Origin of the sequence: Streptomyces sp. NPDC057743 (genome assembly GCF_042798755.1) — a bacterium.
GTDB lineage: Bacteria > Actinomycetota > Actinomycetes > Streptomycetales > Streptomycetaceae > Streptomyces.
In genome coordinates, this window is record NZ_JBHVJX010000008.1 from 162,022 (window position 1) to 178,584 (window position 16,563).

General features: G+C 73.4%; 15 protein-coding genes. 4 read left to right on the plus strand and 11 right to left on the minus strand.

Annotated features, from left to right (window positions below; genetic code table 11):
• The first annotated feature begins 57 nt into the window (after positions 1-57).
• The gene (locus tag ACFVFQ_RS11805) at positions 58-1,359 is read left to right on the plus strand and encodes an alpha/beta hydrolase family protein (protein ID WP_383412817.1); all 1,302 of its coding nucleotides are present in this window, start codon (positions 58-60) and stop codon (positions 1,357-1,359) included.
• A gap of 15 nt (positions 1,360-1,374) precedes the next feature.
• Here the strand turns inward: ACFVFQ_RS11805 and ACFVFQ_RS11810 are convergent, their stop codons facing one another.
• The gene (locus tag ACFVFQ_RS11810; protein WP_383412820.1) at positions 1,375-1,908 is read right to left on the minus strand and encodes a YbjN domain-containing protein; all 534 of its coding nucleotides are present in this window, start codon (positions 1,906-1,908) and stop codon (positions 1,375-1,377) included.
• Positions 1,901-3,283 carry a D-inositol-3-phosphate glycosyltransferase gene (gene mshA, locus ACFVFQ_RS11815; protein ID WP_383412823.1) on the minus strand — a complete coding sequence of 461 codons (1,383 nt, stop codon included), beginning with the start codon at positions 3,281-3,283 and terminating at the stop codon, positions 1,901-1,903. Before mshA ends, ACFVFQ_RS11810 begins: the two co-directional genes overlap by 8 nt.
• Before the next feature lie 196 nt (positions 3,284-3,479).
• Here mshA and ACFVFQ_RS11820 point away from each other — a divergent pair, with 196 nt between their 5' ends.
• Positions 3,480-4,337: a class I SAM-dependent methyltransferase gene (locus ACFVFQ_RS11820; RefSeq protein ID WP_383412828.1), complete on the plus strand. Its 858-nt coding sequence runs from the start codon at positions 3,480-3,482 to the stop codon at positions 4,335-4,337.
• Between the two features lie 46 nt (positions 4,338-4,383).
• On the opposite strand, the gene ACFVFQ_RS11825 is transcribed toward ACFVFQ_RS11820, so the two are convergent.
• The 4 genes from ACFVFQ_RS11825 to ACFVFQ_RS11840 form a co-directional block, all read right to left on the minus strand.
• Complete coding sequence (locus ACFVFQ_RS11825) at positions 4,384-5,247, minus strand: helix-turn-helix domain-containing protein (RefSeq protein ID WP_383412833.1); 864 nt, start codon at positions 5,245-5,247, stop codon at positions 4,384-4,386.
• A gap of 47 nt (positions 5,248-5,294) precedes the next feature.
• Positions 5,295-5,807: an NUDIX hydrolase gene (locus tag ACFVFQ_RS11830; RefSeq protein ID WP_383412836.1), complete on the minus strand. Its 513-nt coding sequence runs from the start codon at positions 5,805-5,807 to the stop codon at positions 5,295-5,297.
• 19 nt (positions 5,808-5,826) lie between these two features.
• Positions 5,827-7,068, minus strand: coding sequence for a CHAD domain-containing protein (locus tag ACFVFQ_RS11835; protein ID WP_383412840.1), 1,242 nt, complete (start codon positions 7,066-7,068; stop codon positions 5,827-5,829).
• A gap of 127 nt (positions 7,069-7,195) precedes the next feature.
• Positions 7,196-9,475 (minus strand): RNA degradosome polyphosphate kinase, encoded by a 2,280-nt coding sequence (locus tag ACFVFQ_RS11840; protein WP_383412843.1) that lies wholly within the window; start codon positions 9,473-9,475, stop codon positions 7,196-7,198.
• Between the two features lie 303 nt (positions 9,476-9,778).
• Here ACFVFQ_RS11840 and ACFVFQ_RS11845 point away from each other — a divergent pair, with 303 nt between their 5' ends.
• Positions 9,779-10,402 carry a GNAT family N-acetyltransferase gene (locus tag ACFVFQ_RS11845; protein ID WP_383412846.1) on the plus strand — a complete coding sequence of 208 codons (624 nt, stop codon included), beginning with the start codon at positions 9,779-9,781 and terminating at the stop codon, positions 10,400-10,402.
• A gap of 56 nt (positions 10,403-10,458) precedes the next feature.
• Here the strand turns inward: ACFVFQ_RS11845 and mshD are convergent, their stop codons facing one another.
• Positions 10,459-11,397, minus strand: coding sequence for a mycothiol synthase (gene mshD, locus ACFVFQ_RS11850; protein WP_383412849.1), 939 nt, complete (start codon positions 11,395-11,397; stop codon positions 10,459-10,461).
• Positions 11,398-11,563: 166 nt separating this feature from the next.
• Between mshD and ACFVFQ_RS11855 the strand changes: the two genes are divergently transcribed.
• A complete protein-coding gene (locus ACFVFQ_RS11855) occupies positions 11,564-13,381 on the plus strand; it encodes a bifunctional metallophosphatase/5'-nucleotidase (protein ID WP_383412852.1) in 1,818 nt (605 codons plus the stop codon).
• A 108-nt stretch (positions 13,382-13,489) separates the two neighbouring features.
• Here ACFVFQ_RS11855 and ACFVFQ_RS11860 read toward each other — a convergent pair whose 3' ends face one another.
• From ACFVFQ_RS11860 to ACFVFQ_RS11875, 4 genes are all read right to left on the minus strand, one after another.
• Positions 13,490-13,753, minus strand: a complete 264-nt coding sequence (locus ACFVFQ_RS11860) for a hypothetical protein (protein WP_383412855.1) — start codon at positions 13,751-13,753, stop codon at positions 13,490-13,492.
• A 3-nt stretch (positions 13,754-13,756) separates the two neighbouring features.
• Positions 13,757-14,902 (minus strand): WXG100 family type VII secretion target, encoded by a 1,146-nt coding sequence (locus ACFVFQ_RS11865; RefSeq protein ID WP_383412858.1) that lies wholly within the window; start codon positions 14,900-14,902, stop codon positions 13,757-13,759.
• Between the two features lies 1 nt (position 14,903).
• Entirely contained in the window at positions 14,904-15,233 is a 330-nt protein-coding gene (locus ACFVFQ_RS11870) for a type VII secretion target (protein ID WP_383412861.1), read from the minus strand.
• 350 nt (positions 15,234-15,583) lie between these two features.
• Entirely contained in the window at positions 15,584-16,435 is an 852-nt protein-coding gene (locus ACFVFQ_RS11875; RefSeq protein ID WP_383412864.1) for an NAD(P)H-binding protein, read from the minus strand.
• Between the last annotated feature and the right edge of the window lie 128 nt (positions 16,436-16,563).

Here is a 16,563-nt window from a genome sequence, read left to right on the forward strand (position 1 = left end):
GTGGGCGTCCGTCGGGCGCGGGTCGCGTCCGTAGTGGCGGCGAACGGGGAGACGGCGATGGGCGGCACGGCGCGGAAGCTGGCGGGGCTCGGGGCGTTGGTGGTGGTCGCGGTGACGGCCGCGGCGGGCATCGGGGCCGGGGCGGAGGGCGGGCGCCAGGGGCCGCGGGGTGGGGCGCACGCCGCGGCGGCCGCGCCGGCGCCCACGCTCCCCGCGCCCACCGGCCCGTACCCGGTCGGCACGGTCGCGCTGCACCTCACGGACCGCCACCGGACCGACCCCTGGGACGCCCAACGGCCGTACCGGGAGCTGATGGTGAGCGTGCGCTACCCGGCCACCGGGGACGCCGGGCGCATCCCGCGGGTGCCGCAGCTGACCGCGGCCGAGGCGACCGCGTTCGACCGGCTGAACAACTTCGCGGACCGCGTCCCGGCGGGCAAGGTGGCCTGGGGCGCCACCCTCACCCACGCACATCGGGGCGCCCCGGTGGCCCGGCCGGGCGGCCGCCGGCTGCCGGTGGTCCTCTACTCCCCCGGCGCCGGCGACCCCCGCTCGTTCGGCAGCGCGCTCTGCGACGAACTCGCCTCCCGCGGCTATGCGGTGGTGACCCTCGACCACCCCTACGAGGCGCCCGCCGTGGAGTTCCCGGACGGCCGGGTGGCGCGCAGCGTCCTGCGCGCGGAGCTGGCGAAGGCCCAACGGGCCGGCCGGATCACCGCGTTGCTGGAGAAGGTCACCGCGGTGCGGGTGGCCGATGCCCGGTTCGTGCTGGACCAACTGGCGCGCGGCGGGGCCGACTCGGCGCTGCCGGCCGGGCTGCGCGGGGCGCTGGACCCGTCCACGGTGGGGATGTTCGGGCAGTCCGCGGGCGGGTTCACCGCCGTGCAGGCGATGCACGACGACCCGCGGATCAGGGCGGCGGCGAACCTGGACGGGGTGCTGGGCTACACCCAGCGCGATGACGATCCGTCACATCCGTCCAGTGTGGGGCGGGATGGGGTGGACCGTCCGCTGCTGCTGATGGGGATGGCCGGGGACGACCACCACTCGATCCCCTCCTGGGGTGCGGCCTGGCGGCACAGCGCGGCCCGTGGGGCGTGGCTGCGGGACCTGACGCTGCGGGGCGGCCGGCACGCCAGTTTCACCGATGCCCAGGCGCTGATCCCGCAGGTCGCGCGGCAGGTGGGGCTGGGCCGCAGGGACGTGACGGAGCTGATCGGGACGCTCGCCCCGGCGCGCGCGGTCGCCGCCGAACGGGCCTATGTCACCGCGTTCTTCGACCGGTGGCTGCGCGGCGGGGACGGCCGTCTGCTGGACGGTCCCTCGGCGCGCCACCCGGAGGTGCGCTTCGTACCGTGAGCCGGCGGCGCCCGGCTACTGCTCCGCGTCGCCGCGGGTCAGCCGCTCGAACGCGGACAGGTTGCGGGTGGACTCGCCGCGCGCCACCCGCCAGGCGTACTCCTTGCGGATCGCCGAGGCGAAGCCCATCTCCAGCAGGGTGTTGAAGCTGCCGTCGGCGTTCTCCAGGACGGTGCCGAGGATCCGGTCCAGCTCGTCGGGGGTGACGGCGGCCAGCGGGAACTTGCCGACGAGGTAGATGTCGCCCAGCTTGTCGAGCGCGTAACTCACGCCGTAGAGGCGGGTGTTGCGCTCCAGCAGCCAGCGGTGGACGGCCTCGTGGTTCTCGTCGGGGCGGCGGACGACGAAGGCGTTGACGGAGAGCGAGTGGCGGCCGACGATCAGCGAGCAGGTGGTGGACAGCTTGCGGGTGCCGGGCAGCTTGACGACGTAGGTGCCGGCGGACGGCGACTCCCACTCCAGCTCGGCGTCCTTGAGGGTGCGCTCGACCACCGCGGCCGCGTCCGCCGCCTGTTGCTCGCCCCCACAGGGCCGCCGTTCCTCAGCCATGGAGTGATCGTAGGTGACGGCGGCGCTCCTGCATCGCGGCGGTGTAGACGTCGGCGGTGGCCGCGGCGGCGGTGTCCCAGCCGAAGGACTGGGCGTGCCGGGCGGCGGCGCTGCCCATCCGGGCGGCCAGCGTCCCGTCGTCGACGAAGCGGCGCAGCGCGCGGGCGTAGTCGCCCGGGTCGTGGCCGGCGACCAGGAAGCCGCTGACGCCGTCCCGCACGGCCACCGGCAGCCCGCCGACCGCGGCCGCCACGACCGGGGTGCCGCACGCCTGGGCCTCGATCGCCACCAGCCCGAACGACTCGCTGTACGAGGGCATGACCAGCACGGACGCGGCGCGGTACCAGTCGGCGAGCTGCTCCTGGCCGACCGGCGGGCGGAACCGGACCAGATCGGCGATGCCCAGCCGGGCCGCCAGCTTCTGCAGCCCCTCGGGCTTGGCCAGACCGCTGCCGCTGGGGCCGCCGACCACCGGGACCACCAGGCGGGCGCGCAGCGAGGGGTCCTCGTCGACCAGCGCGGCGGTGGCCCGCAGCAGGATGTCGGGGGCCTTGAGCGGCTGTATTCGGCCGGCGAAGAGCGGGATCACCGCGTCCTGCGGCAGGCCGAGGCGGGCCCGGGCGGCGGCCCGGCTCGCCTCGACGTCGGCGGTGCCGTCGTCGGCCAGCGGCCGGAAGCGGTCGAGGTTGACGCCGGGGTGGACCACCGCGACCTTGCCCGGGTCGGCGTCGTAGTGCCGGACCAACTCCTCCGCCTCCTCGGCGGTGTTGGCGATCAGGCGGTCGGCGGCGCCGACGATCTGGGTCTCGCCGATGACCCGGGCGGCCGGCTCGGGGGTGTCGCCGACGGCCAGCGAGGCGTTCTTGACCTTGGCCATGGTGTGCATCGCGTGCACCAGCGGGACCCGCCAGCGCTCCGCGGCCAGCCAGCCGACGTGACCGGAGAGCCAGTAGTGGGAGTGCACCAGGTCGTAGTAGCCGGGGCGGTGGCCGGCCCACGCCTGCATCACGCCGTGGGTGAAGGCACACAGCTGGGCCGGCAGCTCCTCCTTGGCCAGCCCCTCGTACGGGCCGGCGGCGACGTGCCGCACCAGGATGCCGGGGGCCAGCTCGACGGAGGGCGGCAGGGCGCCGGTGGTGGCCCGGGTGAAGATCTCCACCTCGATGCCGGACGCGGCCAGCTTCCGGGCCAGCTCGACGATGTAGACGTTCATCCCGCCGGCGTCGCCGGTGCCGGGCTGGTGGAGCGGTGAGGTGTGCACACTGAGCATCGCCACCCGGCGGGGACGCCGGGCCCCCTTGGGCAGCCGCAACCGCGGCGGGCCCGCGAACTGGCCGTGCGGCCGGCTGCGGAGCCTGGACACGTAGTGGCTCACTGCGAGCAACCTCCTAGGCGAGGCGGGCGCTCGCCTCCGCCCCCCTGCAACAACACCGCACCGCGATCCATTTCCGTCCGTCCCGCCGTCTTCGAACTTTCTTCGTACTTTGCCAAAGCGTGACGAGGCCGGCGCCGCGGGGCCCGGCGCCGGCCGCCCGGCCAGCCGGCCCGGCGCGACCCCATACCCTCGATGCATGGCCCGCCGCTCGACCGTTTCCGCCCGCACCTCCGCCGTCCCGGCCCCCGCGCCGTCCCGGCCGGTCGGAACCGCCACCCGCGGCACCACCAACCCCAACCGGCTGCGCCGCATGGACCGCTGGATCGCCGCCGAGCACGGCGCGGAACTGCGCCGCACCGCCGACCCGGTCGCCGTCGACCTGGGCTACGGCGCCGCCCCCTGGACCGCGCTGGAGCTGCTGACCCGGCTGCGCACGGTGCGGCCGGATGCCCGCGTCGTCGGTATCGAGATCGACCCGGCCCGGGTCGCCGCCGCCCTCCCCTATGCCCGCGCCGGCCTGGACTTCGTGCACGGCGGCTTCGAGGTGCCGCTGCCCGGCCCGCCCGGCCGCGCCCCGCTCCTCATCCGGGCCGCGAACGTGCTGCGCCAGTACGACGAGGACGAGGTCGCCGCCGTCTGGGCGCGGCTGCGCGCCCGGTTGGCGCCCGGCGGGCTGCTGGTCGAGGGCACCTGCGACGAGATCGGGCGCCGGCACGTGTGGGTCGCGCTCGGCCCCGAGGGTCCCCGCACGGTCACCTTCGCCACCCGGCTCGGCTCCCTGGACACCCCCTCCGACCTGGCCGAACGCCTCCCCAAGGCGCTGATCCACCGCAATGTGCCGGGCGAGCCGGTGCACGCCTTCCTGCGCGACTTCGACCGGGCCTGGGCAAGCGCCGCCCCGCTGGGCGCGCTGGGCGCCCGCCAACGGTGGCGCGCCGCCGTCGCCGCCCTGGCCACCGACTGGCCACTGGCCGGGGACCCCCGCCGGCGACGCCAGGGCGAGGTCACGGTGCGGTGGGAGGCGTTGGCCCCACGGGGCGGCGGGGTGCAGTAGCCGCGGCCTGGCCAGGGCTGTCCGCCCCTGCCCCATCGGACAGGACCTAGGACGCCACCGCCGCGCCCGCCGCCGGCCGGGACAGTGCGCGCAGCGCGGCCTCGGACGCCGAGCCGGCCGGCGCGGTGTACGTCACCAGCACCTGGTCCGGGTCGGCCGCCAGCCGGAAGCTCTCGAAGGTCACGGTCAGCTCGCCGACCTCCGGGTGCCGCATCCGCTTGGTCCCGCGCAGGCACTCGTAGACGCCCTGGGCCGCCCACATCCGGCGGAACTCCGGGCTGCGGTCGAGGAGTTCGTTCACCACCTCGCAGATCCGCGGGTCGTCCGAGTGCCGCCCGCTGTCCGCCCGCAGATTGCCGACGACCTCCTCGGCCTTCTTCTCCCAGTCCGGGTACCGCTCCCGGGCCGCCGGGTCGAGGAAGACCAGCAACGCGGTGTTCCGCCGGGCCGGCGCGAGCGCTTCGAGGTCGAAGGAGAGCCGGGCGCCGGCGCCGTTCCAGGCCAGGATGTCCAGCCCGCGGCCGAGCACCACGGCGGCGACCGCGGGGTCCATCGCCGCCAGCAGCTCGCGGACCGCCGGCCGCACGGTCTGCGCCGGAACCGGCGCGCAGGTGCCGGCGGTCCGGCGCCGCGGCACCGCGACGTTGCGCAGATACGTCATCTCGCCGTGCGACAGCCGCAGCGCCCGCGCGATGGCGTCCAGGACGGAGCCGGAGACGGCGGGCGCCCGGCCCTGCTCGATCCGGGTGTAGTAGTCCACGCTGATCCCGGCGAGCTGGGCGACCTCCTCGCGCCGCAGCCCGCGCACCCGGCGGCGGCCGAACCCGTCGGGCAGACCGACCTCGGCCGGGTCGAGCGCGGCACGGCGCGCCTTGAGGAAGGCACTGATCTCGATTTCCCCGTGCAGCATCACTCCAGTATGCGCCGGGCAGGGAACGCGGGGTTCCGCGGTGCCGGTCAGCCGCCCCCGCCCGGCCCGTCCGCCGGCCCCTCCCCGGTCTCGCCGCCGCTCCCGGGCAGCGCGCTCAGCAAGGCGCTCACCAGCTCCTTGTCGCGGTCCTGGGTGAGCACCTGACGGGCCACGTCCGGCGGCACCCACCAGACGCGGTCCACCTCCTTGTTGGGGACGAAGCCGCCGCCGGTGGCCTCGGCCGCCCAGTAGCGGACCACCTTGGGGCGATCGCCGACCCGGTAGCGGACGGTGGGCAGTTCCGGGCCGGGCGCGCAGGTCATCCCGGTCTCCTCCAGCACCTCGCGCAGCGCTCCCCGCCGGGCGTCCTCGCGCGGCTTGAGCTTGCCCTTGGGATGGGACCAGTCGTCCCACTTCGGCCGGTGGACCAGGGCCAGTTCGATCCCGTCGCCGGCCGGGCGCCGGCGCCACAGCACGCAGCCGGCCGCCCGGATCGGCCCGCTCGGCACCGTCCGTGCACCGCACGCCCCACCGCCCCCGCGGCCCGCCGTCCTGCCCATCGCGCCCCTCCCGTCCCGCTCAGGCCCCGCGCTCGCCGGCCGGGCCCGGCAGCCACACCCGCCCGAAGGCGTAGCGGGCCGCCTCGACCTCGTGCCGTTGGTCGGCGTGCAGCACGCCCAGCGCGTACGCGGTGGCCGGCGCGATCCGCGGCGTACGGGCCGCGGTGGCCGCCGCCGCGGCCGCCTCGGCGGCGTCCCGGTGCTGGGTGAGGACCCGGTCGGACGCGAACAGCCGGGGGTCGACGGCGTCCGGGGCGATCACCTCCTGGGCGTAGTGGCTGATCCGGACCAGCAACCGCGCCCGGTGCCAGGGCGCGTCCTGGCCCTGCTCGACGGCGAGCGCACCGGCGTTGTACGGGTGGCCGGCGCGGGCCAGCGGCAGGGTGGCGACCGCCTCGGCGAGCCGCCGGTGCGCCTGCTCGGCGAGCGGCGGCAGCGCCTGCGCCGCTTCCACCTCGCCGGCCCGGCGGGCCAGCGGCGCCTCCGAGGCCAGCACCGCGACCGCGTCCGCGACGGCGTGGAAACGGGACGAGCCCAGCGCCTGGAGGGCCGCCGAGTGCGCCCGCGCGCGGGCGAGGGTGAGCTGCCGGTCGAGCAGCGCCCCGGCCCGGGCGGCGCCGGCGGCCAGCGCGCTCTCCGGCTCCGGCTCGGTGGCGGCAGCAGGGGGCGCGGTGTAAGCCGCTCCAGTGGAGCCGGTGCTTGCACCGGGGGTGGCGGCGGACGGTGCGGCCGGTCGGCCGTCCCGGGCGCTCCGGGCGCCGCGTCCGGACCGGGTGCCCCGGCCGCCCCGCTCCGCCGGCCGGTCGGCCCGCTCGCCGCGCCCGGTCAGCCGGGTGAGCGCCCCCATCAGCCGGTCCCGGCGCGCCTCGCACGCCTGCTCGCGGGCGAGGGTGGTGCTCAACCAGCCGAGCTCGGCCCGGAGTTGATCGGCCCAGACCTCCTCGGTCAGCGGCCGGAAGGTGTGCAGCGTGGCGCTGATCCGGCGGGCGGTGCGGCGCAGCTGCCAGGCCGCCTCGCCGGCGCCCGCCGCGTCCGGGCCGGCCTCCCGGTGGAGCCGCAGGCTGCGCAGGAAGTCCGTGGACTGCCGGTGCAGATAGCCGGCCAGCACCTCGCCGGCCGTCCGCCCGCCGAGCCCGGGCCCGCCACCGGGGCCGTCGTCCTGCCCGTAGGGCGCCGGGTCCCCGCACCCCGCGCGCGCCGCCCCCCGCGCACCGCCGTCCGCCCCGTAGAGCGCCTCCCCGTAGACCCCGTTCCCGTACACACCGTCCCCCGGCCCGTCCACCACTGCGGCGCAGGCCCCCGGCGCCGGGCCGGGTTCGTATCCGATTCCGCTTCCGCTTCCCCCGCCGGTACCGAGGAGGTCGTGCCGCGGCCCCCCGGCCGGCTGGTCATGTCGCTGGGCCACGCCGGCGCCTCCGGGCGTCGATGAGCATTTCCTGTACGTTCCGCAGCGGGGTGCCGTCCGCGTCCACCGCGTGCCGGGTCCAGTCGCCGTCCGGGCCCAGGTGCCAGGACGAGGTGGTGTCCGACGTCCCGGTCTCCAACAGCCGGTTCAGGGCCGCCCGGTGGGCCGGGTCGGTGACCCGCACCAGTGCCTCGATCCGCCGGTCGAGGTTGCGGTGCATCATGTCGGCGCTGCCCAGCCACACCTCGGGCTCGCCGCCGTTGCCGAAGGCGAAGACCCGGGAGTGCTCCAGGAAGCGGCCCAGCACGCTGCGGACCCGGATGTGCTCGCTCAGCCCGGGCACCCCGGGGCGCAGCGCGCAGATGCCGCGCACCCAGACGTCGACGGGGACGCCGGCCTGCGAGGCCCGGTAGAGCGCGTCGATGACCGCCTCGTCGACCATCGAGTTGACCTTGATGCGGACGTAGGCGGGACGGCCCGCCCGGTGGTGCACGGCCTCCTTGTTGATCCGCTGGATCAGCCCGTCGCGCAGCGAGGTGGGCGCCACCAGCAGCCGGCGGTAGGTCTCCCGCCGGGAGTAGCCGCTGAGCCGGTTGAAGAGGTCGGAGAGGTCGGCTCCCACCTGGGGGTCCGCGGTCAGCAGCCCCAGGTCCTCGTACAACCTGGCCGTCTTGGGGTGGTAGTTGCCGGTGCCCACGTGGGAATACCGGCGCAGCGTCTCGCCCTCCTGGCGCACCACGAGGGAGAGCTTGCAGTGCGTCTTCAGCCCGACCAGGCCGTAGACGACGTGACAGCCGGACTCCTCCAGCTTGCGCGCCCACTTGATGTTGGCCTGCTCGTCGAAGCGCGCCTTGATCTCCACCAGGACGAGCACCTGCTTGCCGGACTCTGCGGCGTCTATCAGGGCGTCCACGATCGGCGAGTGGTCGGAGGTGCGGTACAGCGTCTGCTTGATGGCCAGCACCTTGGGGTCGGCCGCGGCCTGCTCCAAGAACGCCTGCACCGAGGTGGAGAACGAGTCGTAAGGGTGGTGCAGCAGGACGTCGCGGGCGCGCAGCGCGGCGAAGACGTCGGGGGCCGAGGCGGACTCCACCTCCGACAGGTCGCGGTGGGTGCCCGCCACGAACTTGGGGTACTTCAGCTCCGGCCGGTCCAGCGCCCCGATCCCGAACAGCCCGGTCAGGTCGAGCGGGCCGGGCAGCGGGTAGACCTCGGCCTCGGAGACCTTCAGCTCCTGCACCAGCAGGTCCAGGACGGCCGGGTCGATGGTCTCCTCGACCTCCAGCCGGACGGGCGGCCCGAAGCGCCGCCGCATCAGCTCCTTCTCCAGGGCCTGGAGGAGGTTCTCGGCGTCGTCCTCCTCCACCTCCAGGTCCTCGTTGCGGGTCACCCGGAACATGTGGTGCGCCCGCACCTCCATCCCCGGGAACAGCTCCTCCAGGTGGGCGGCGATCACGTCCTCGATGGGGACGTACCGCTGCGGGGACGCCTCCAGGAAGCGAGAGAGCAGCGGCGGAACCTTCACACGTGCGAAGTGATCATGACCGCTGACCGGATTGCGGACCACCACGGCCAGGTTCAGCGACAGCCCGGAGATATAGGGGAAGGGGTGCGCCGGGTCGACCGCCAGCGGGGTCAGCACCGGGAAGATCTGCTGCCGGAACAGCGTGAACAGCCGGGCCTGCTCCTTCTCGGTCAGTTCCGGCCAGCGGATCAAGTGAATGCCCTGGTCGGCGAGTTCGGGCGCGACGTCCTGCTGGAAGCAGGCGGCGTGCCGAGCCATCAGCTCGCGGGACCGGGTCCAGATCAGATCCAGCACCTCCCGGGGCTGGAGCCCGGAGGCGGAGCGGGTGGCGACGCCGGTGGCGATCCGCCGCTTGAGGCCGGCGACCCGGACCATGAAGAACTCGTCCAGGTTGCTGGCGAAAATCGCAAGGAAATTGGCGCGTTCCAGGAGCGGGGTGGCCGGGTCCTCGGCGAGCTCCAGCACCCGCTCGTTGAACGCCAGCCAGCTCCGCTCACGGTCCAGGAACCGCCCGCTCGGCAGTTCCTCGCCGTTCGCACCCGGGACGCCGCGGTCCTCGTACGCATCGGGGTCGGCGTCCAGGTCGGGCTCCAGCCCGGAGATGTCGCGCCGGACGGCGTTCGGCCGGTGCGCGGCGATCGAGCCGACCGAGGGTTGCAGGGGTCCCAGCGCCCTCGGCGTCTCCTGGGGCGGCATCTCGGGCTGGGCCGGGGCCTGAGCGCTGCGCTGCTGGTTCATGTCCTTATTCTTCCGCGCCCGGGGCCTTCCAGGCGCGCCAGGAGGCGGCGGCACGACTTCGAGCCGCGGGTTCGGGACGTTCGGCACAGCGGGCTGCATTCAGTGATGCTTGCAAGCGATATTGAATCGCTGGTGAAGCGGACATGGCGGCCAGGCAAGCGGGACGCTACCCCCGGATGTTTTCTCTCCGCCCCGACGCCCGGCGATCTTCGCGGCCGCCAATCCGGGCGCGCCTCGGACAGGCCCTAGCCGCCTCCCGGAAAGTCCGCTGCACCGCCCGCCCGCGCTCCCTACGCTGACCGCGTGCCCAGACCTTCCACGCCACCCATACCCCCGCTGCCCCCGCTCCCGTACACCCCCGCGTACCCCCTACGGACCGCGCGCCTGGACCTCCGCCCCGTCCGCCACGACGACTTCGCCGCCGTCCACGCCTATCAGCGCCGCCCCGAGGTCTGCCGTTACCTCTACTGGGGCCCGTACGACGAGGCCGCCTCCCGCGCCTCGATCGCCGACAAGGCGACCCGCACGACGCTGAGGCAGTCCGGCGACTTCCTCCAACTCGCCGTCGTCCTACGGGACTCCGGGACCCTGATCGGCGACGTCACCTTCGTCTACACTCACCGCGCACACCGCCAGGGCGGCATCGGCTACGTCTTCAACCCCGAGTACGCCGGCCGCGGTTACGCCACCGAGGCCGCCCGCGCCCTGCTCGACCTGGGCTTCACCGAGCTCGGACTCCACCGCATCCAGGCCGAGTTGGACGGCCGCAACACCGCCTCCGCCCGGCTGCTGGAGCGCCTGGGCATGCGCCGCGAGGGCGAGCTGCGGGAGAACGAGTTCCTCGACGGCGAGTGGAGCGACGAGGTGATATACGCGATCCTGGCGCGCGAATGGCGCGCCCAACAGGAGCGTGACGCGCGGCCCTGACACACGCGACGGGGCGGGCCCCACGGCCCGCCCCGCCCCGCATCCCCCAGGAGCGCTCAGGTCTCCGACCGGTACATCAGGTCCGTCTCGTGGGTGGTGAACCCCAGCCGCTCGTAGACCGTCACCGCGGGCACGTTGTCCGCGTCCACATAGAGCATCGCGGTGGCCAGCCCCTGCGCCGCCAGGTGCCGCAGCCCGATCGCGGTCAGCGCCTTGCCCAGGCCGCCGCCCTGTGCGCCCGGCCGCACCCCGAGGACGTACACCTCGCCCAGGCCCTCCTCGGCGTGCACCTTCGTCCAGTGGAAGCCGACCAGCCGGCCGTCCTTCTCGGCGAGGAAGAAGCCCTTGGGGTCGAACCACGCCTCGCCCTTGCGGTCGTCCAGATCGCGCTGGGTCAGCGCGCCCTGCTCGGGGTGGTGCGCGAAGGCCGCCGCATTGATCTCCAGCCAGGCCGCGTCGTCGACGTCCGGCTGGAAGGTCCGCACCGTCACACCCTCCGGCAGCACCGGCTCGGCCAGGTCCCAGTCCGCCAGCGACCGCCGCATCTGCCGCAGTTCCCGGAACATCGTCAGCCCCAGCGTCTGCGCCAGGTGCCGGGCGGCCGGGTGCCCGCCGTGCGCCCACACCCGCAGCCGACGCCCGGACTGGGCCAGCAGCTCGCCGCCCAGCGCCCGGCCGTGACCGCGACCGCGGTACCCGGGGTGCACGACGAGCTCGGCGGCCGGCGCCTCCACCGGATCGGTGTCCTCCAACTGCCCGTATCCGACCAGCTGCTCGCCGTCCTCCCCCGGCACGTACACCAACAGGTGCCGCACTCCCTCGCGGCGGCCGCCCCGCAACTGGAGCCGGCCCTGTTCGGACACGGCCGGCTGCCCGTCCGCCCGCGCGGCCCGTTCGATCAGCTCAAGGACGGCCTCGGCCCTTTCCGGTGCGAGCTCGTCGACCACCTCGACCCGGCGGCCGGCGTGCCCCATCTCCTGTGCAGCGTCAGTCATGTGTGAAGCGTACGACGCCGTCCCCGCGTCGGGCGGGCACCGCGGACGCCGCCCCCGGCCGGCCCCGCCACCTCTCCGCCACCGGGACGTCACCTCCGCCCCCTATCCCTCTACGCGCGTCGACAATAAGCTGCCCACCGCTCAGCACCAGCCACGGAGGGGAACCATGTCAACGACACCTCAACGGCCGCGCCTGCGCGGCAGATTGGCGGCCGGCGCCGCCGTGCTCGCCACCGTCGCGGGCGTCGCCCTGACCGCCACCGCCCCGCCCGCCGGGGCCGACAGCGGCCGCCCGCACCGCCCGGCCCGCACCGTCGACGTCCAGTTGCTCTCCTTCAACGACTTCCACGGCAACCTCGAACCGCCGCAGGGCTCCTCCGGCACCGTCGAGCAACGCCAGGCCGACGGGTCCAAGAAGACCGTCCCGGCCGGCGGCGTCGAGTACCTCGCGCAGTCCCTGCGCACCGCCCGCAAGGGCCACCCGTACTCCGTCACCGCCGCGGCCGGCGACGTCATCGGCGCCAGCCCGCTGCTCTCCGGCCTCTTCCACGACGAGCCGACCATCGAGGCGATGAACCGGCTGGGCCTGGACGTCACCTCGGTCGGCAACCACGAGTTCGACGAGGGCCGGGCCGAGCTGACGCGCATGCAGCGCGGCGGCTGCCACCCCAAGGACGGCTGCTACGAGAAGGGCAAGACCTTCAAGGGCGCCGCCTTCCCGTACCTGGCCGCCAACGTCACCGACGACAAGACGGGCAAGCCGATCCTCAAGCCGTACACGGTGTGGCAGCACAACGGCGTCAAGATCGGCTTCATCGGCGTGACCCTCAAGGGCACCCCGGACATCGTCAACGCCGACGGCGTCAAGGGCCTGACCTTCCACGACGAGGTCGCCACCCTCAACAAGTACGCCAAGGTCCTGGACCGCCAGGGCGTCAAGGCGATCGTCGCGCTGATCCACGAGGGCGGCATGCCGGCGTCCACCTCGTACAACTACGACTGCGACAGCCCCGGTCCGGGCGCGGGGATCTCCGGCCCGATCGTGAACATCGCCAAGCGCGTCAGCCCGAAGGTGGACGCGCTGGTCACCGGCCACACCCACCAGTCCTACACCTGCACCATCCCGGACCCGGCCGGCCACCCCCGCACGGTCACCTCGGCCGCCTCGTACGGCCGCCTCTACACCGACACCACGCTCACCTACGACCGCCGCACCCACGACATCGTCCGCACCGCGGTGCACGGCCCCCGCGCGCTCAACCACGTCGTCAACCGCACCCAGCCCAAGGCGCCGGACCTGACGTCCCTGATCGCCCGTTGGAACAAGCTGGCCGCCCCGATCGCCAACAAGCCGGTCGGCTACATCTCGGCCGACATCAACGGCCGCGGCGCCGGCACCCCCGAGGAACCCCTCGGCGACCTGATCGCCGACGCCCAACAGGAGGCCACCGCGGCCCCCGACAAGGGCGGCGCCCAACTCGCGCTGATGAACCCCGGCGGCATCCGCTCCGACCTCGCGTACCAGGCGTCGGGCAAGGAGGGCGACGGTGTCGTCACCTACGCCGAGGCGTTCACCGTCCAGCCGTTCACCAACATGACGCACGTCGTCGACCTGACCGGCGCCCAGCTCCTGGCCGCCCTCCAACAGCAGGTCAGCGGCCCCAACGAGGCGTCCCCCAAGATCCTCCAGGTCTCCAAGGGCCTCACCTACACCCTCGACATGACCAAGTCCGGCGCCGCCCGCGTCGTCACCGACACCGTCAAGCTCAACGGCGCGCCGGTGGACCCCGCCAAGACCTACCGCGTCGCCATGAACGAGTTCCTGGCCGGCGGCGGCGACGGCTTCCCCGCCCTCAAGCAGGGCACCAACAAGCACGTAGGCCCCTCCGACCTCGACGCCCTCACCGCCTACCTGACGTCCCACTCGACGCCGTCCACCCCCCTGTCCCCGCCGAAGGCGGATCGGATCACGGTGGTGAAGTAGCCACCGGCGGCGGGCTGTTCGGCTTCGGCCCGCCCATGCCTACGGCCCCGGTCGCCCGCTTCAGACGCGGACGACCGGGGCCGCTGCGTTCGGCGCTCGGCGGCCGCGTCACAGTAGGTGGAAGGCGAAGCCGAAACAGGGGACGGCAATAGCCAAGCCAACGAGAAGAAACACCGGCCCGATCACGTAATCGCCCCATTTCCTCCGCCACTTGACGCGCCGGATGGCAAGGGTCATACCGACACCGACAACGACGAGCGGCAGTCCGAGAATCACTCCGGGGAGCGCCAGAAAACCGAGCCAGTCGGCGGGTTCATTCGGATTGACGTGCGCGACGCCCGCCAGGATCACGGTGCTGGCCTTTTGGTACACGAATCAACTCCCGCCTTTCTCGGCCTCGTCGGTTTCCTTGACGAGGTGCTGAAAGTCGGTCTCGATGCCCGCGCCCCCTTCGTAGATCCCTGTGTTGAGGCCGTTGCGGAAGGCATTCCTGTACGCCCCGTCGATGAGCTCGCCTTCTTCACCCCCGCCCCGGCCGCCAAGACTGTGCCCCTCCTTATTTCCGAGGACGTGGTCTCCGACACGGTTTCCGAGGGCCCCGGTAACAGCATTCGTCCCCGCGTCCCAAACGGTGTCGGCGGCGCCCTTGCTGTCGTCCTTCCGGTCGGCGGTGAGACCTCCTGCGATGTTGCCGAGCGCACCATTGGCAGCGCTGCCCGCCTGCCCCTCGCCTTTGAGCACCCTGCCGACCGCACCCGTCAGCTTGGCGCCCTCCGCCAGCTCCGCTCCGCCCACGGTGAACGCGGCCGTACCCAGGGCTTCCTTGTTCGCGGTCGAGAAATCCTGACCCACCGTCACCCGCTGCCCGGTGAGGCCCTGGTTGATCATCAAGCTGCCCGAGTCAGCGACGAAGTTCGAGGCATAGGTCTCCGCAAACTTGCCGCCGATTCGAGCCACCACGGTAAGCATCTTCTCCAGCGTCGCCGCGGCTTCCGCGCTCATCCCACCGAACCGCTCCAGCAGCTCCGCCACCTTCTCCGCCGCCGACGTGAACAGCTTGACCAGGTCCATGATCTTGGCGACCTTCGCAGCCACGGCCGCGTTCGCGACAAGGTCGGAGAGGAAACCGGTGAAGGCGGACAGCGCGGCACCGAGCACCTCCATCTCGGCGATCTGGACGCAGATGTCGATGATCTCTTTGTTGATCTTGTCGATCTCACCGGCGAACTCCCGTAGCCCGTCGGCGACATGGTGGAAGTTGTTCGCGACGTCGGTGATGGTCTTCTTCTGGTCCTGCCAGTGCTTCTCGAAGGCGTCGCGGGCCGCACCGTGCCAGCCCTGTTTGTCGACGCCGTCGATGGAGCGGCCCAAGGCCCCCACGACCTTGGTCAGTTCGTCGCCCATGGAGTCCCAGGAGCGGGCGATCGTGCGCAGCGTGTCGCCGTTGCCGCCCGGGAGTTCGACGCCGAACGCCTGGAGGATCTCCAGCACCTTGCCGTCGACCCAGCCGTTGAGGTCCACGTCACACCGCCTGGTAACGAGGCACGGCCTGGAGGTGACCGACGACCGTCCGGTCCGCTTCCGCGTACTGGGAGGCGTTGATCCGCAGCCGGTCGGCGTCGCTGGTGAGCACCTGGGGCAGCTGGCTCAGCGCCTTGACCGTGCCGATCAATAACTTCTCGTACTTCTGCAACGCGCCGTCACAGGCGCCGAGGATCCCGAACGCCTCCCCGACCTCTTTCGACGCCGCCGTGAAGGAACGGATCGGGCCGTCCAGATCCTCCGCCTGCATGTCGAACTTGCCCGCCAGATCCGTCAGCGCCGTCGGCTCGACGCCGAACTGCCCGCTCATCCCTCTCCCCCTGTTCGGTCAGGTAACAAGCCTCCAGGGGTACGCCAGGGAGCGTTCTCCGCGAAAGGATCTTTAACGGGATGTGGATACCGGCTTGGTCTGCGCTTGGTGTTCATGACCTTGCCCATGCCCTGACGTGGTCAGCAGTGGGCCCGGAGCTGCGTCTCCCGTAGCGGGCGTCCGGCCGTAGCCGCGCCGCGAACGGCCGTTACCGGTAGTGCAGTTCGGGGCGATGCTCCCGTCTTGTCGGTGTCGGCGTTGCCCGCACCCCGTGACGTGACGTCCGCCGGGACACGGGCCGTACCGGGGCGAATCCCCGAACGGCCCGGCCGGCTCGGGTGCCGCCGCTCTCAGGCGAAGTCCCCCGCATGCTCCCGCGCCCACTGGGCGAACGGGCGGGCCGGGTGGCCGGTGACGCGTGCGACGTCGTCGGTGATCGGGAAGGCGGGACCGTTTACCGACTGGCCGAAGAGGTGGACGAGTTGGCGGGCCGCTTCGAGGGGGAGGTGCGGGCCGGACATCGCCTCGGCGGCCTCGTCCTCCGAGATCTGCTCGATGCGCGCCGGCCGGCCGGCGGCCTCGGCGATCGCGGCGACCTGCTGGGTGTTGGTGAGCACCTCGGGCCCGGTGAGCCGGTGGATCTGGTGGGCGTGGGCGCCGGTGCGGTCCAGGAGGGCGACGGCGGCGGCTTCCGCGAGGTCGGCCTCGTGGACGGGGGCGCTCTGGGCGCCCGGATGCGCATCGCGGACCACGCCGGTCGCGCGGATCGCCGGGGCCCAACGGAGGGCGTTGGTGGCGTAGTTGCCACCGCGCAGGAAGGTCCACTCCAGGCCACACGCGCGAACCGCGCGCTCGGCCTCGGCGTGCGAGCGGGAGATGAAGCTGGTCTCGTCGGCGGGCGAATCGGTCACCGAGAGGGAGGAGTTGAGGACGAGGCGGCGGACGCCGACCCGCTTGGCGGCGTCGATCAGCCGCTGCGTCGACGCGCCGCCGCCGGCCGCCAGATTGAGGAAGAGCGCCTCGGCGTCGGCGAGCAGCGGGGCGAGGTCGGGGTCCTCGGCGAGGTCGGCGCGGACCACCTCGGCCCGGACCGGGAGTTCGGCGCGGGCGGGGTCCCGGGTGAGGGCCCGGACCGGCACGCCCTCCTCCAGTAGGCGGCCGACAAGGCCGCGGCCGATGTTGCCGGTTGCTCCGGTGACCACGATCACGACTTCCTCCCAAGGGACGCGGCGCCGGATGCGCGCCGGGACGACGAGGTTAGTGACGTTGGTTCAGCCCGCCGCGCGAGCACGCGGGCGTCGTGCGGCAAGATTTCGCCAAGGACGGCGGG

Bases quoted from the DNA above. Each gene is read 5' to 3' on its own strand.
- ACFVFQ_RS11805 (WP_383412817.1), top strand. From the start codon at position 58: ATGGGCGGCACGGCGCGGAAGCTGGCGGGGCTCGGGGCGTTGGTGGTG.
- ACFVFQ_RS11810 (WP_383412820.1), bottom strand. From the start codon at position 1,908: ATGGCTGAGGAACGGCGGCCCTGTGGGGGCGAGCAACAGGCGGCGGAC.
- ACFVFQ_RS11820 (WP_383412828.1), top strand. From the start codon at position 3,480: ATGGCCCGCCGCTCGACCGTTTCCGCCCGCACCTCCGCCGTCCCGGCC.
- ACFVFQ_RS11825 (WP_383412833.1), bottom strand. From the start codon at position 5,247: ATGCTGCACGGGGAAATCGAGATCAGTGCCTTCCTCAAGGCGCGCCGT.
- ACFVFQ_RS11830 (WP_383412836.1), bottom strand. From the start codon at position 5,807: ATGGGCAGGACGGCGGGCCGCGGGGGCGGTGGGGCGTGCGGTGCACGG.
- ACFVFQ_RS11840 (WP_383412843.1), bottom strand. From the start codon at position 9,475: ATGAACCAGCAGCGCAGCGCTCAGGCCCCGGCCCAGCCCGAGATGCCG.
- mshD (WP_383412849.1), bottom strand. From the start codon at position 11,397: ATGACTGACGCTGCACAGGAGATGGGGCACGCCGGCCGCCGGGTCGAG.
- ACFVFQ_RS11855 (WP_383412852.1), top strand. From the start codon at position 11,564: ATGTCAACGACACCTCAACGGCCGCGCCTGCGCGGCAGATTGGCGGCC.
- ACFVFQ_RS11870 (WP_383412861.1), bottom strand. From the start codon at position 15,233: ATGAGCGGGCAGTTCGGCGTCGAGCCGACGGCGCTGACGGATCTGGCG.